We start from the raw sequence: 14,391 nt of genomic DNA on the forward strand, positions 1-14,391 counted from the left end.
GCCAATTTATTTTTTTATGTGAAATTGCAATGTTGAAATAATTGTCGCTAATTTGACTTTTTCTATTTTATAGTATAAGAATTCTTCTCCACACTACAACTTATTAAGTGAAAAATGCTAAAATTAAACGTAAATAGTAATGTGCGGGAGGAATACGATCGTGAGTAGCGTTGTATTAAATGATTTGACGTTTGAAGCTAAGTCCGGTGACCAGCTTGAGGAAGTTTCTTTTGGGTTAATGGCACCGAAGATGGTCGCCCTTTGTAGTGAAAATAATGGCCCAGCAATGGCAGTAGAGCAATTGCTAATGGGTGAAGGGAAGATCATCGAAGGATCCGCGCAGGTTAATGGCGAAGACATCAGCACTTTTCGGCGCCACCCAGAACGAGTAATTGCTTCGTTTGACCGGGTCCCACTGAAAGGGAAGACGGTTGAAAAGGCGATTGCTCATGCAACTAAGCACATGAAGGGTGCCTTAGATGTTAAGCAGACTCTTCAAATGCTTGTTTCACTCGGAATTAAGTATGATCAAAAGGTAGCTGCTTTGAGTGACGGTCAACAGCAAGAATTACGGATCATTATCCTGTTAGCATTACGGCGGCCAGTTGTTTTCCTCGGTGATGCCTTGGATTACTTGTCTGACAGCGCCCGGTCGACGATTGGCAACCTAGTTAAGGATTACGCTACTAAGACCAATTCAGTAGTCATCTTTACCAGTCATGATGTTTCAACAATGATGCGGTTTGCCAGCACCATTTATTATTTCAGCAGTAACCGGTTAACGTCAGCACGTGGTATAAATGCCAACGATGGGGTTGACTGTACCGTTACCGTTATTGGCACCGGTTTTCCAATTGACGTGGCAATTAAGATAGGCGCCCACATGCTAGAAGAGGCAGAAAACCAGACGCGGTTCCTCTACTCTGGGAATATTCAGGCACTGCTGCCACTGTTAGAGCAAAGTACAATTACCGATATCCGGATTGAAGACTCGTCCGTTGATGATGAATTAATGGCCTATTAAGAAGGGATGGTTGAATGGGAAGAACCGTAATTGTTAGCCACCGCCATGACCAACTAAGTCAGCTAATCATGAAGAAAATGTATGATGCTGTTGCGGTCAGTAATTTTAAACTTGAGTTTCAACGTGGCGACCAGTTATGCTGGTTACCCCAGTTAAGCGACCCCGTTGATGATGAAGTTCAAGAATTAGCTACCCTGATTGACCAATCTATCTTTATCCCCCGCAAGATAGTAATGTTGTCGATGGCGGGTACCGCTGATGATGCTAGTCCAGACCAGCTCAAACATTGGTATGGCAAGAATGCGCAAGAGTATTTATGGGCGCACCAGTATGCAATTAAAATGGTCGATGAACTTGAGCTGCCCTACACGATCATTCGGGCGCTGCCAAGTAAGCCCGGCAATATGAAAGCTGTAATAACGGAGGAGGGGCAGCCGCTTCACGGCGATGGTGTTAGCGAAGAAGCATTAGCCCAGGTGATTGAGCAGGTCTTATCAACGGACCGTTACAACGGCCAATCGATTGGCGTTTCGACGATGGCAGAGGAGGACCAGTAATATGAGTAAAGAGTACATGAACTGGGAAGACCAGCTGGCCCAGGTACAATTTCCCCAGTGGAAGGAATTACCGACGCTGGGACTTTATATTGATCAAGTAGTGACGATTGTCAACGACCAGTTACAGGGCATTGGTGTTGAGCCGCTTACCAAGTCAATGGTCAATAACTATGTTAAGAAAAAGGTAATCCAGGCACCGGTCAAGAAGAAGTACGCGGTTAACCAGCTGGTTGACCTCTTGCTGATCGGCTTCTTTAAGAATAGTTTCTCCATTGAAGAAATCCGGGCAGGGATTGCTCAGGTTACCGTGAGCGCTTATCCTCAACAGGCATATGATCGTTTTGCGACAATCTTAAATGCCAAGCTAGCAGGGAAGGATTCACCAGTAGCTGCTAGTTCACAAAATGATGAGTTAGAAATGCTGGCGATCGACACCGTGTTAAACCGTCTTAAGGCGGGGCACCTGCTGAGTGCAATGCAGAAAAAACAGAAGCCGTTGAAAGTTGAGAAGAAATAATAAAAAAACGAGGGCCCATGACAAAACTTAGCTTTGTCATGGGCCCTCGTTTTTTGTCTTCTATGACTTAGTTTGTCTTGCCCGTTCGCGCTTACCGACATCGGTGGCTACGATTTGGTAGATGGCGGCAAAGAGTGGCACCGTGAGCATCATTCCGAGAATCCCAGAAATGCTACCGCCGACAATGACGGCAGCGAATACCCAGACACTGGGGAGACCAATACTCTTGCCCACAACCAGTGGGTAGGTAATCCGGTTGTCGAATTGCTGGAGGACAATGATAAAGATTAAAAAGATGAGGGCCTTCATTGGTGAAACAGCAAAAATAAGGATGACACCAATGCTGGCGCCCAGAATGGCACCAACGATAGGGATCAAGGCACCAATGGCGGTAACGACCCCGATCATTGTGGCGTAAGGCATCCGCATAATAGTCATTCCGACAAAGCAGGCAAACCCGAGGATGGCAGCGTCCTTGCATTGCCCCGCAATATAACTACTGTAGCAGTCGTCAAAAGTGTGGATGACATACATCAGGCGCCGCTTGATTTTGCCAAGGTAGGTATCGATCAAGCGGGTAAATTGCCGGGCCAGCATCTCTTTATAAATTAAGAGGTAAATTGAAAAGAAAAAGGCAATGATAGAAGTGGTAGCAACGGAAACAACCGATGAGGCCGTTGACATGACGGCCTTAAAGGTGCCGCCAAGGCCGGTCGACAAGTATTTCTCCACCTTTGCCCAGCTGATATGACGGGGGTCAAAGTTCTTGAGTACTTGTTGGATGCTGCTGTTGTGCTCGAAGGTTGCAATGAAACGGGTAATTACCTTGCTGTGATTGCTAATTAAGAGGCGGATACAGCTGACAAGTTCCGGAATGACCAGCCGGATCACAATTGCCAGGATCAAGAAAATCGTCAGGTAGGAAAGAAGAATTCCCCAGAGACGCTTAAACTTTGCTGCCCGGTTACTCTTGAATAAACGGAGGTAGAGCCCTTCGTACTGGCGGAGTAAGAGGTTGACGATGTAGGCGACCACCGCCCCGATAAGGAGTGGCATCATTGCGGACAACAGGGTACCGCACCATTTGGTAAAGTACGGCCAGAAAATAATGGCTAGGTAAAGACAGAATAGTGCAATTACTAGTGAGACGTGCTGCTTATTAACGTACTTTTTCAATCTGGGCCTCCTAATGGGTAAGCTGGTTGGCTAACTTAGTCAGGTATTCGTGACTAGCTAACTGTTCCTTACAATTGGTCTGATCATGGAGGTTAATTTCATAAATACTGGTTGCCCGTGTATTTAGCAGTGGTAAAACTCCTGCCCAGTCGATTTTACCGGTCCCCAGAGTTAAACTATCATGCGTTTGCCCTAGTGAATCGACTAAGTGGTAGTGGACAACGGCGGGGGCAAGGTGACGGAGTGATGCCTGCAGTCCCTGGTTATCACCGTGGAGTTCAATAAAACAGTGTGACGTATCAAAGGCCAACCGGTAATTGTGATCAAGAATTTCATCTTCTTCTGCCGGGTGACCGTACGCAAAGACTGGCGCAATCGAGTTTTCAAACATGATATGGTCGCGTCCGGCCCGGGCAAAACGGTCCAGCCGGTCATAGACGGCCTGGCGAGCATCCTCAACGGAAGGGTAAAGGTCAACCATGTGTTCAACTTCTGGACCCGAATAACCACCGTGGACAAGGACTTGAACATCTAAGTCGTCACCGAGGCGGATTAACTGGTCGGTTGTTTCCTCGATGAAGCGGTAGAGGTCGGGATAGTACTTCTCCGGTGCAACGACGTCGGAGTGGTAATTCTTAAAATTCATTGGGTGGTGCAGGACGATATGCTTGATCCCCGTTGATTGAACATACTGGATAGCATCGTGAAGGTGCCGGTAGCCATCAGCGGTGAAGTCACTGGCGGCGGTGAAAAATTCGTAGACAGTTGGCTTGTGCTTTAGCCGGTCATCAATTTGGACCCGGTCGCTACTGCCCTTTAACCCCAGTTGTGGTTGATACATTTTTAAGACTCCTTTTTACAAACACTACTTCCATCATAACAGATTTTAGGGACTAGATTGGCCTAAAAAGCGCCTTCAGCTGGTGGCGTTCTTTGTTATAATTAGGGGGATTAGATATGAGGAGGTTATCTAATATGACTGTTGATTTGGATATTTTCAAAAAGGTTGATGATTCACAAGTAGGAAAGTTTGATCACTTGTCAAACTTTGAAATTGCGGCGATCTTCAACCGTTTTGCTGCACAGAATCTACGAGGCAATGAGGTTGTAAACGGTGGTCGTGGGAACCCAAACTGGATTGCTACGACTGCCCGGCTGGCTTATTCCCGTCTGCTTGAGTTTGGGGTTACTGAAGCAGAGCGGACCTACTTTGATCCAAAGGGGATGGCTGGCGACGTCCAGAAAGACGGAATTTACGACCGGTTGATGCAGGCGCTAAAGGGCACCCGGCGGGATATTTTCCTGCGGGATGTTATTGGTGCCACAATCGACCAGTTGAAGATTGAAGACCGGGACGCCTTTGTTTATGAATTAGTTGATGGGGCACTGGGTGACCACTATCCGTACCCACCACGTTGCCTGAAGTACACGGAACAAGTTTTGCAGCAATACCTGCAAAAGAACTGTTTCAAGGATGTTCAAATGGCGAAGGACGTTGATGTTTTCCCAACCGAGGGTGGAACCGCGGCCATGGTTTACATTTTCCAAGAATTGCACTATGCCCACGTCCTCTATCCCGGCGATACAGTTGTCGTTAACTCGTCAATCTTTACGCCATACCTGCAGATCCCAGAGCTGAGCGAATACAACTTGCGGATCAAGACGGTAACGACGAAGCGGGAAGATAACTGGCAAATGACTGACGAACAGTTTGAAGAGCTGAAGGATCCAAAGGTAAAGGCCTTCTTTGTGGTTAACCCAACGAACCCAACTGCCCGGGCATTTACACCGGAACGGTTGGAAAAGTTCAAGGAAGTAATTAAGGCAAACCCAGACCTGGTAATTATTACCGACGATGTTTACGGGACCTTCTCCCCAAGCTACCGGTCCATCTTTGCGGTGGCACCACACAACACAATTTTGGTTTACTCATTCTCCAAGCTTTACGGTGCAACCGGTCAGCGCCTCGGGGTTGTCTGCATGCACCATGATAATGTTTGTGACCGGATCATCCAGGAAAATTTAATGAACCGGCGGCTGAAGGAACTTGACGAACGGCGGTACTCAATTGTCGTTCCGGATCCGCACAAGATGAAATTTATTGATCGGATGGTTGCGGATAGCCGGGCCATCGGGCTTTACCACACGGCCGGCCTGTCCTCGCCACAACAGGTAATGATGGATATGTTTGCGATGTCAAACCTAAAGGACGACGGCGCAAACGAATACGTCAAGCTTTCACGGCAGGTAGTGGCCGATCGTTACCACGAATTTTGGAATGACCTGGGCGTTAAGGCGGATGAAACAGCTGAAAACACCCGGTACTACACTCTGGTCGACATCTTTGACTTGATGAAGCAGCGCCATGGTGAAGACTTCTGTAAGTACTTCAAGGATAATTACAACTACCTTGACTTTACTTACCGCTTGGCAACGGAATTTGGTGCCGTGGTTATGGATGCAAAGGCCTTCGGGGCTGAAGAAGGGAATGTTCGGGTTTCACTTGCCAACCTGCAAAAGGATGACTACCGGAAGCTCGCCCAAGCAATTTTGGACCTAGTAGACGAGTACTATGAAGTCTACCAGGAAAGTAAGAAGTGATTAACTAATTGGAAAATAAGTGGCTTAATAAGGAACAACCATTGCTGTTAACGCCCCAACTTCCTTTGATGTGGACCAGCAGCTGGCTAGCAGTCATGACGGCCTGGCGCGGTCTTGGCAAGCGAGTCGGCGGTGGGGTCGAAGTTCAAGAATCAGCGCTGATGATACTGGCGGTAATACTGGTTGCTAATATTTATAATCTAACAATCCTCTACCGACAGCCGGCAATTAATCGCCAGCAGGCAAAGGATGGGGTGTGGGTACTGGCTTATGCGTTAGTGTTGATCTTTTCAACTATTCTCGCCTGGGGCCGACCACAGGATGTGGCACTGCCAAGTAGTCTTAACCTTTGGACGGGCCTGTTCATTTTGCTAAATGGGTGCCAGGCTGCATTGGGAATATACTTTGCACTCCGGTGTCGGCCACAAGTGATGGCGGGGGATGACGCTCTGCTTTCGCTGTGGATTATGCCGGTATACCTAGTTATGATTGACTTTCTATTACCGCCGTTCTTGTTATTGAGTGGTGTACTTCGTTACCTTGCTCTTGCTGGTGGGGGAATTGCAGTTGTGGCCTTAATTCTCTACCAGTGGCGGCAATTAGCACGGATTTTTGTATCCACTGCTGCGGTGCAAAGTGCCTGCTACCAGGGATTGATCGGCGCGGACTTGGCTGGAAGTATGTTGGCATTCTTCTTTGCGTTTGATACGGTCGTACTCCGTAGTGCCGGTGGAAGGCTTGACCTGATTAGCTACTGCCTGGCGGTGTGCTTGTTAGTAGTTGCTCTTTCAACTGGCCTGCTGGCGGCGATGCAACGGTACCGCCTTAAGTACCAGTATGGTGCCGCCCGCAAGCACAAGATGCGGTTCCTTTACGGGGGCGCAGTGACACTAGTGTTGTTTTTGATGGTGACTTGTTTTTGGATTGGATAAATTAAAAAGCGGAGCACGACAATTTTTGCCGCGCTCCGCTTCTATTTATGTAGCCCTCTGAGTGGCCGCTCCGCACTTTTTTAAGTAGACGTGCTACGCGGCCGAGGGCTAGAGTCTAACAGAAAAAAGACGCCAACGCATCCGCGTTACCGCCTTTTTCCATGTTAGTCTTACGCCCTCTTTAAAGGCCGCTCCGCACTTTTTTAAGTAGACGTGCTACGCGGCCGAGGGCTAGAGTCTAACAGAAAAAAGACGCCAACGCATCCGCGTTACCGCCTTTTTCCATGTTAGTCTTACGCCCTCTTTAAAGGCCGCTCCGCACTTTTTTAAGTAGACGTGCTGCGCGGCCGAGGGCCTAGTGCCCAACAAAAAAAATCGGCCTGCCGCCTTCAGCGCCAACCCGATTTTCCTGTTGCTCATACGGCCCTCTTTAAAGGCCGCTCCGCACTTTGTTTATAAATTCTTATCCATCTTAAACGTCAGCTTGGACAGTTCAAGGCCGTTCATGATTAATTGTGACATCAGACTCTTAGTCCGCTTTGCCAGTTCCGCAATCATCTTGTGGCTTTCTTCGCTTAAGAAGTCACTTACTTCACCAGCACTCTTTCCTTCTACTTGTGGTGCAACCGTGTTTACCCACCGGTACAGGTATTCACGTGCGTCCTTCAAGTAATCCAAGTCTGGTTGTGAGAATTCAGCGTGGTGTGATTCCACAATCATCGATAGTGCCCGGTACATCCAGTAAGCACTCTTCAAGTCCATGTTGAGTTCCATTGGTGTTTCCCGGTAACTCTCATCCATGTCTTGTGCTTGCCCGAAGAATGGTACGTATGGTGTAAATGTTGGTACCCCGAAGCACATCCACATAATCGTTGATGCTGCTTCTGGTAAGTCATTCCGTACCTGGAGCACGTGTGAGTTTTGCGTCCGGTTCAATGAAATTGGCCGGAACAGGTGCTTTTGTTCTTCAGTTCCCTTGCCAAGTGGGTCGTAAACCGTTCCTTGGTAGTGGCTGCTCAATACTTGTTCAACATCTTCCAAGGTAAGCTTGCGGTCACTCCGCATTACGAATGGCAGGTCGAAGTCAAGTGGATCCATTTCAACACTTGGGTTGAGGATCTTGTGCCCATACCATTGCCGTGGTGTGTTGTAGTGTTGGTCAAAGAAGTTGGCGGTTCCGAAAATGTGGCGGAAGTTCCAACCGTGCTTGTCAGGGTTCAGGTGGTTCTTCTCAACGAACTCTTGAATACCATCTGACCACATGAAGTTGTCAGTGTCACTAAAGTCAACTTGCTGGATGGCAATCCGGTTACCAGTAACGGCATAAGCATCGTCCGGGATCCGTTGTGCTACCCAGTGGTGACCAGTAACGATTTCCATGTACCAAACGTCATCCTTGTCGGAGAAGATAACCCCGTTACCTTCAGCAGAACCATACTTCTTAATGACGTTACCAAGGTAGGCAACCCCTTCCCGCGCACTGTTAATGAATGGGAGGGTGGTTGAGACGATAATGTCTTCGTTGATCCCACTTTCAGTGTTTAACGGGTCAAATGATAATACCCGTTCGTTGGCGTAAACACTTTCCGTTGCACTCATGCCGACGTTCTTGGAGTTAAATCCACTTTCATCAAAGATCCCTTCGTTCTTGTAATCAACGTTAGGGGTACCTTGATATGCATAACCATCAGCTGGCCGGTCAACGACACACTTGTTAAGGTAAGCCTTAACTTGGTTTGGGTGGTCATGGTAAGCAGGGTAGACAACGAGACACATTGGGTTTAATGGCTCAACCGTATCGTCATTCCGTGCTGCCATCGTCGAACCATCGATCGTGGCATTTTTACCAACTAAAACAGTCGTACATGCGGATAAATTCTTCTTCATTTCTTCAGAACCTTTCTACAATGACTAAGCGACTAAAACACTCTATACCAATAGTGTAAACGTTACCGCTGCAAGGGTCAAATTAGTTTGCTCTCATAATCACAAAACCCGGTGCCCACCAAGGAGTACCGGGTTTTAATTATCCTTCATAATTGGCTTGCTGGAGGTCAGCAAACTTTGCGTGGACCAAATTAGCAAGGTCTTCCGCGTTTAATTGAACCGACCGGCCGATCTTACCAGACGAAACATAAATTTCGCCCTGCTCCTTAGCGGCCTGGTCAATGAAGATCGGGTATTGGAATTTCTCATAAATTCCAACCGGGGTGTTGGCACCATGAACGTAACCGGTTGTCTTCAGCAGGTTCTTCAGCGGCACCATGTTGACCTTCTTGTTTCCAGAAACTTTGGCGAGTTTCTTCTCATCAAGGTGGGTATCAACCGGGATTACGCCGACCAGTGGGCCCGTCACGTTACCAGTTAAGACCAGTGTCTTGTAAATAACGTGTTCGTCAACGCCAGTGTGGTCAACACTCATTGTCCGCACGTCGCCATCCTGGTGGGTAGGAAATTCTGCCTGGTGGTAGGGAACCTTGTTTTTATCAAGGATTTGCTCCACCTGCGTCTTTTTTAACTTGCTTTTTTTGTTCTTTTTACTCATAATAAAACTTCCTTTTATTTACTGGAACGGACCAATATTTTTAAAAAAGGTCCCAATTTAAAATAGGCCTGGTATACTAGAAGTGAATTAACTGTGTAGAGAATAAATCTGAGGAGCTTAAGATATGGCAGATTTAGTATATCGCTCAGTGATGCGTGATATAAAACAAAAAATCCTGAAAAACCAATATGAAGGGATGCGCTTGCCAGATGAGCGGAGCCTGTCTGAAACTTACGGGGTCAGTCGGAGTTCAATCAAGCGGGCACTTGGCATCTTAGCCCAACAGGGAATTATCTTCAAGAAACGGGGGTCGGGGACCTTCATTAACCCGCTCTACTTGAAGAACCAGTCGCTCTTTCACTATGAAGGCAGCAACCTTGGAGTTACCGATAGTTTCCAACTTGATGGCAAAAAGCAGGGAATCAAGCTGCTTGACTACCAGGTAGTGCCTGCAAGTGCTGACATCCAAGAGGAACTCTTCCTCAATGATACTGATTTTGTATACCAAATCAAACGGTTGCGGTTGATTGATGACCAGCCGTTCATGATTGAGACGGGCTTTATCCCAATCAAAATTGTGCCCACCTTGTCGCCAGCGGTAGTTAACAGCTCAATTTTTAACTACCTTGAAGACAACATGGGGAAGCGGGTTACGAAGTCCTTCACCACGATCAGCGTGTCGCCATCGACGGGGGATGACCAGGACTTGCTGAAGCTGGAACCAACCGAACCGGTAGGAGTAATGGACGGTGTCTTCTTCCTTGATGATGGAACGCCGTTTGAGGTATCCAGCATGCGGATCCACTACAAGTATATGCGGTATAGCACCTTTATTAACCTTGACCAAGAAGGATAGAAGACGAAGTGGTCCAGAGTTCGACGTTTGCCAAACCCTGGACCACTTTTTGAATTTATCCATTCTTTAATCGGCCTGCCCCTAAAAGCCGTTTGATCCAGCTCCATCCGCAGTGTGCACCGTATGCAAATGCAAATGAGAGGATGATGGTGGCGGCTACTAGTAGCGGAAACTTGATAACTAGCGGCATGTGTGGTGCGACGAGGCCGAGCCCGTGCCAGCACCAGTAAAGCCAGAATACATGACCCAGGAAGGAACGGTGGGCGTAAGTAGCAATCCAGTGGATCGCTGGCAGCCACTGGTTGCCATACTTCTGCAAGTAGAGCAGGACGGTGGCTACTAGGCCAATTGAACTCAAGTTATAAAACACCATCGATGGGAGGTAGTAAGGAGCATTGGTTAACCGCACCGGGAAACCATAGCTGAAGAAGTTAGCGGTCACGATATATAAGAAGACCAGCCAGCAGGCCAACTGGGCTAGCCAGTGCTGCATCAGCCACGGTGCTAACTTCTGGTAAAAAGCCCAGAACAGAGTGCCACTCACCCCGAAGATAAGGAAACTCGGAAAGATCCGGTCAACGAGGTACCAGTTGGTAGCCTCGGGTCCGTGAAAGATTTGCACCTTATACGTGAAGTGCCAGCAGAGCTCGAATAATAGGGCGAGGGCAAAAACGATGATTCCGCGCCGTGGACGGTGCTGGACAAAGCGGCACAACCACCAGAAAACCGGCATGATGATAATAAACTGCAGCATCATGACGTTGTACCAGAGGTGGGGCGCCGCGTTCCCGTTGATGAACTGCCAGCAAAATCCCTGCCAGTTGCGGTAGTGGTGGTGCTGCTGGAGCTGGGGCATCAATAATAGGTAAATGGTTGTCCACAGGATTGATGGAACGAAGAGAACGTGCCAGCGGTTCCGCATAAAGGTGGGATAGCCACGAAGCGTTGCACCCGGGTGAGTACGGACGGTGGAAAAGAGGATCCCGAAGATGAAGGCGGGGGCACTGAACTTGATTGCCTCGTAGATTCCACCCAGGAAAAACTGCTGGCCGGGGCCAGAAGCCGATCCCGTCATAAAGGAAATTACCGACTGGGTCATCACGGTGGAGACGGCCATGACCTTGGAGAAATCACCCACGTCAGCCTGGTTTAATTTATCAAATTGCGTCGTTTTTATCGCCTCCTAAACTATTACAAATATTACATTTTTAAGTATACAACATGCGGGCAAACTGCGTTTAAATCATTGCTATTATGCGGTTTATAGCTGGCCAGCACGGGAGTGGAAAGTTAAAGAACAGCTAAAGAAAATTAAAATTTGATAATTGGACCGTATCAATTTTCAAAAAGGTTGACTTTAAACAAAAACAGTTTATCATAATACATGTAAATTGAATGATTTACGTTAGTTGTTAGAAGCACAAACGTATTGATTTATTCAGAAGGAGTGTTTATTAGAATGGCAGTAGATTACGATTCCAAGCAATACTTGGAAAGTGTTGACGCTTACTGGCGTGCAGCCAACTACCTTTCAGTTGGTACATTGTTCTTAATGAGCGACCCATTATTACGTCAACCATTACAAGCAAAAGACGTTAAGCCAAAGCCAATTGGTCACTGGGGTACGATTGTTCCTCAAAACTTCATTTACGCACACTTGAACCGTGTAATTAAGAAGTACGACCTTGACATGTTCTACATTGAAGGTTCAGGTCACGGTGGCCAAGTTATGGTTAATAACTCATACTTGGACGGTTCCTACACCGAAATTTACCCAGAATACACACAAGACGAAAACGGAATGGCTAAGTTGTTCAAGCACTTCTCATTCCCAGGCGGTACTGCATCACACGCCGCACCTGAAACTCCAGGTTCAATCCACGAAGGTGGGGAACTTGGTTACTCACTTTCACACGGTGTTGGTGCCATCTTAGATAACCCAGACGTTATCGCCGCTGTTGAAATCGGTGATGGTGAAGCTGAAACTGGTCCTCTGGCCGCTTCATGGTTCTCAGACAAGTTCATCAACCCAATCAAGGATGGTGCGGTATTACCAATCATCCAAATCAACGGTTTCAAGATTTCTAACCCTACTATCCTTTCACGGATGAGCGACGAAGAACTTACTAAGTACTTCGAAGGTATGGGTTGGGAACCACACTTCGTTTCTGCATACAAGGAAGCTGACCGTGAAGGTGAATTCAACGGTTACAAGGACCACATGCAGGTTCACGAAGAAATGGCTAAGACTCTTGATACTGTTATCGAAAAGATCAAGGCTATCCAAAAGAACGCTCGTGAAAACAACGACGATTCTCTTCCAACTTGGCCAATGATCATCTTGCGTGCTCCTAAGGGCTGGACCGGTCCTAAGGAAGACCTTGATGGCAACCCAATCGAAAACTCATTCCGTGCTCACCAGATTCCTATTCCGGTATCACAAGATGACATGGAACACAAGGACATGCTTGTTGACTGGATGAAGTCATACAAGCCTGAAGAATTGTTCGACGAAAACGGTCACCCAGTTGACTTAGTTGAACAAAACACTCCAGAAGGCAACAAGCGGATGGCTATGAACCCTATCACTAACGGTGGTATCGATCCTAAGCCATTAGTATTGCCTAACTACCGCGACTTTGCCGTTGATATTCAAAACCACGGTACTGTTGTAAAGCAAGACATGCTTGAATGGGGTAAGTACCTCAGCAAGATGGCAGAACTGAACCCAGATACTTTCCGTGGTTTCGGTCCTGATGAATCTAAGTCAAACCGTCTGTACGCATTCCTTGACAACGACAAGCGTCAATGGATGGAAGGTATTCACGAACCAAACGATGAAAACCTTGCCCACAGTGGTCGGATGATTGATTCACAACTGTCAGAACACCAAGCAGAAGGTTTCCTTGAAGGTTACACTCTGACTGGTCGTCACGGATTCTTCGCAACTTACGAAGCATTCGGTCGTGTTGTTGACTCCATGCTGACTCAACACATGAAGTGGTTACGGAAGGCTAAGGACCTCTACTGGCGTAAGCAATACCCAGCATTGAACTTCGTTGATACTTCAACTGTCTTCCAACAAGACCATAACGGTTACACTCACCAAGATCCAGGTCTGTTGACTCACATGTTCGAAAAGGAACGTCCAGACCTTGTTAAGGAATACCTGCCAGCAGATACTAACTCTCTGTTAGCCGTATCCAACAAGGCATTCAACGACCAAGAATGCATCAACATCTTCGTAACTTCCAAGCACCCACGTGCACAATGGTTCTCCATTGACGAAGCTACTGAACTGGTTGACAACGGTCTTGGCTACATCGACTGGGCTTCTACTGACCAAGGTAGCGAACCAGACGTTGTATTTGCTTCAGCTGGTACTGAACCTACTGAAGAAGCTCTTGCCGCAATCGACATTCTGCACGACAACTTCCCAGAACTGAAGATTCGTTACATCAACATCATCGAAATCATGAAGTTGATGAAGCAAGACAAGAACCCAGAAGGTCTGTCAGATGCTGAATTTAACCAATACTTCACTACTGACAAGCCAGTTATCTTTGCATGGCACGGTTTCCGTGACATGATCCAAGCTCTGTTCTTCGAACGTGCAAACCACAACCTTCACATCCACTCATACGAAGAAAATGGTGACATCACCACTCCATTCGACATGCGTGTATTGAACGAACTGGACCGGTTCCACTTAGCTAAGGACGCTATCCAAAACATCCCTGGCTACGAACAAAAGGGTGCTTCATTTGTTGCCAAGATGGACAACATGATCAACAAGCACAACCACTACATCCGTTCAGAAGGTAAGGACTTGCCAGAAGTTACTAACTGGACTTGGAAGGGTCTTAAGTAATCATCTGCTGATTACTAATTAAACACTTAATAAATGAAAAGAGCGATAGCTTAATGCTGTCGCTCTTTTTTATTTACGTTGATTTAGTGGCAAAATGTGGGAAAACATGGTTTCAATTACTCCTAATATTATTAAATTGCTTAATCGGCTATAGGCTGGATACCTTGATAGATAAGGGATTACAGGCGGATAACGATCTTGCTATTCGGTGTATCGATTGATAAAACGTTTAGCAATAGATTAGTGAGCACACTATTAACCAATAGCCTATATATGAAATATTTTACATATCTAAAAATAAATTTATATCGT

At 46.9% G+C, this 14,391-nt stretch carries 12 protein-coding genes; 7 read left to right on the forward strand and 5 right to left on the reverse strand.

Annotated elements, in window-relative coordinates; all coding sequences use genetic code 11:
• Positions 1-160 precede the first annotated feature (160 nt).
• Genes QOS07_RS03085 through QOS07_RS03095 form a run of 3 tightly spaced genes read left to right on the forward strand, consistent with a single transcriptional unit; the run spans position 161 to position 2,098 of the window.
• The gene (locus QOS07_RS03085) at positions 161-1,024 is read left to right on the forward strand and encodes a multidrug ABC transporter ATPase (protein ID WP_283587540.1); all 864 of its coding nucleotides are present in this window, start codon (positions 161-163) and stop codon (positions 1,022-1,024) included.
• 14 nt (positions 1,025-1,038) lie between these two features.
• Complete coding sequence (locus QOS07_RS03090) at positions 1,039-1,581, forward strand: NAD(P)H-binding protein (protein ID WP_283587541.1); 543 nt, start codon at positions 1,039-1,041, stop codon at positions 1,579-1,581.
• 1 nt (position 1,582) lies between these two features.
• Positions 1,583-2,098: a DUF1836 domain-containing protein gene (locus QOS07_RS03095; protein WP_283587542.1), complete on the forward strand. Its 516-nt coding sequence runs from the start codon at positions 1,583-1,585 to the stop codon at positions 2,096-2,098.
• Between the two features lie 60 nt (positions 2,099-2,158).
• Here QOS07_RS03095 and QOS07_RS03100 read toward each other — a convergent pair whose 3' ends face one another.
• Positions 2,159-3,274: an AI-2E family transporter gene (locus tag QOS07_RS03100; protein ID WP_283587543.1), complete on the reverse strand. Its 1,116-nt coding sequence runs from the start codon at positions 3,272-3,274 to the stop codon at positions 2,159-2,161.
• 10 nt (positions 3,275-3,284) lie between these two features.
• Positions 3,285-4,115: a sugar phosphate isomerase/epimerase family protein gene (locus tag QOS07_RS03105; protein ID WP_283587544.1), complete on the reverse strand. Its 831-nt coding sequence runs from the start codon at positions 4,113-4,115 to the stop codon at positions 3,285-3,287.
• A gap of 134 nt (positions 4,116-4,249) precedes the next feature.
• Here QOS07_RS03105 and QOS07_RS03110 point away from each other — a divergent pair, with 134 nt between their 5' ends.
• A complete protein-coding gene (locus QOS07_RS03110) occupies positions 4,250-5,875 on the forward strand; it encodes a bifunctional aspartate transaminase/aspartate 4-decarboxylase (RefSeq protein WP_283587545.1) in 1,626 nt (541 codons plus the stop codon).
• 8 nt (positions 5,876-5,883) lie between these two features.
• Positions 5,884-6,807 (forward strand): hypothetical protein, encoded by a 924-nt coding sequence (locus QOS07_RS03115; RefSeq protein WP_283587546.1) that lies wholly within the window; start codon positions 5,884-5,886, stop codon positions 6,805-6,807.
• Positions 6,808-7,260: 453 nt separating this feature from the next.
• Here the strand turns inward: QOS07_RS03115 and QOS07_RS03120 are convergent, their stop codons facing one another.
• Positions 7,261-8,694 carry a C69 family dipeptidase gene (locus tag QOS07_RS03120; RefSeq protein ID WP_283587547.1) on the reverse strand — a complete coding sequence of 478 codons (1,434 nt, stop codon included), beginning with the start codon at positions 8,692-8,694 and terminating at the stop codon, positions 7,261-7,263.
• A 139-nt stretch (positions 8,695-8,833) separates the two neighbouring features.
• On the reverse strand, positions 8,834-9,352 hold the full coding sequence (gene ybaK, locus QOS07_RS03125; protein ID WP_283587548.1) for a Cys-tRNA(Pro) deacylase: 519 nt from the start codon (positions 9,350-9,352) through the stop codon (positions 8,834-8,836).
• Between the two features lie 124 nt (positions 9,353-9,476).
• Between ybaK and QOS07_RS03130 the strand changes: the two genes are divergently transcribed.
• Positions 9,477-10,208 carry a GntR family transcriptional regulator gene (locus QOS07_RS03130; protein ID WP_283587549.1) on the forward strand — a complete coding sequence of 244 codons (732 nt, stop codon included), beginning with the start codon at positions 9,477-9,479 and terminating at the stop codon, positions 10,206-10,208.
• A 55-nt stretch (positions 10,209-10,263) separates the two neighbouring features.
• Here QOS07_RS03130 and QOS07_RS03135 read toward each other — a convergent pair whose 3' ends face one another.
• Entirely contained in the window at positions 10,264-11,346 is a 1,083-nt protein-coding gene (locus tag QOS07_RS03135) for an acyltransferase family protein (RefSeq protein ID WP_283587550.1), read from the reverse strand.
• A gap of 321 nt (positions 11,347-11,667) precedes the next feature.
• Between QOS07_RS03135 and QOS07_RS03140 the strand changes: the two genes are divergently transcribed.
• Entirely contained in the window at positions 11,668-14,079 is a 2,412-nt protein-coding gene (locus tag QOS07_RS03140) for a phosphoketolase family protein (protein WP_283587551.1), read from the forward strand.
• The last annotated feature ends 312 nt before the right edge of the window (positions 14,080-14,391 follow it).

Source organism: Limosilactobacillus viscerum (assembly GCF_947387525.1).
Lineage (GTDB): Bacteria > Bacillota > Bacilli > Lactobacillales > Lactobacillaceae > Limosilactobacillus > Limosilactobacillus viscerum.

Coding starts and splice junctions, on each gene's coding strand:
- QOS07_RS03120 (WP_283587547.1), bottom strand. CDS start 8,694: ATGAAGAAGAATTTATCCGCATGTACGACTGTTTTAGTTGGTAAAAAT.
- QOS07_RS03095 (WP_283587542.1), top strand. CDS start 1,583: ATGAGTAAAGAGTACATGAACTGGGAAGACCAGCTGGCCCAGGTACAA.
- QOS07_RS03130 (WP_283587549.1), top strand. CDS start 9,477: ATGGCAGATTTAGTATATCGCTCAGTGATGCGTGATATAAAACAAAAA.
- QOS07_RS03110 (WP_283587545.1), top strand. CDS start 4,250: ATGACTGTTGATTTGGATATTTTCAAAAAGGTTGATGATTCACAAGTA.
- ybaK (WP_283587548.1), bottom strand. CDS start 9,352: ATGAGTAAAAAGAACAAAAAAAGCAAGTTAAAAAAGACGCAGGTGGAG.
- QOS07_RS03140 (WP_283587551.1), top strand. CDS start 11,668: ATGGCAGTAGATTACGATTCCAAGCAATACTTGGAAAGTGTTGACGCT.
- QOS07_RS03090 (WP_283587541.1), top strand. CDS start 1,039: ATGGGAAGAACCGTAATTGTTAGCCACCGCCATGACCAACTAAGTCAG.
- QOS07_RS03105 (WP_283587544.1), bottom strand. CDS start 4,115: ATGTATCAACCACAACTGGGGTTAAAGGGCAGTAGCGACCGGGTCCAA.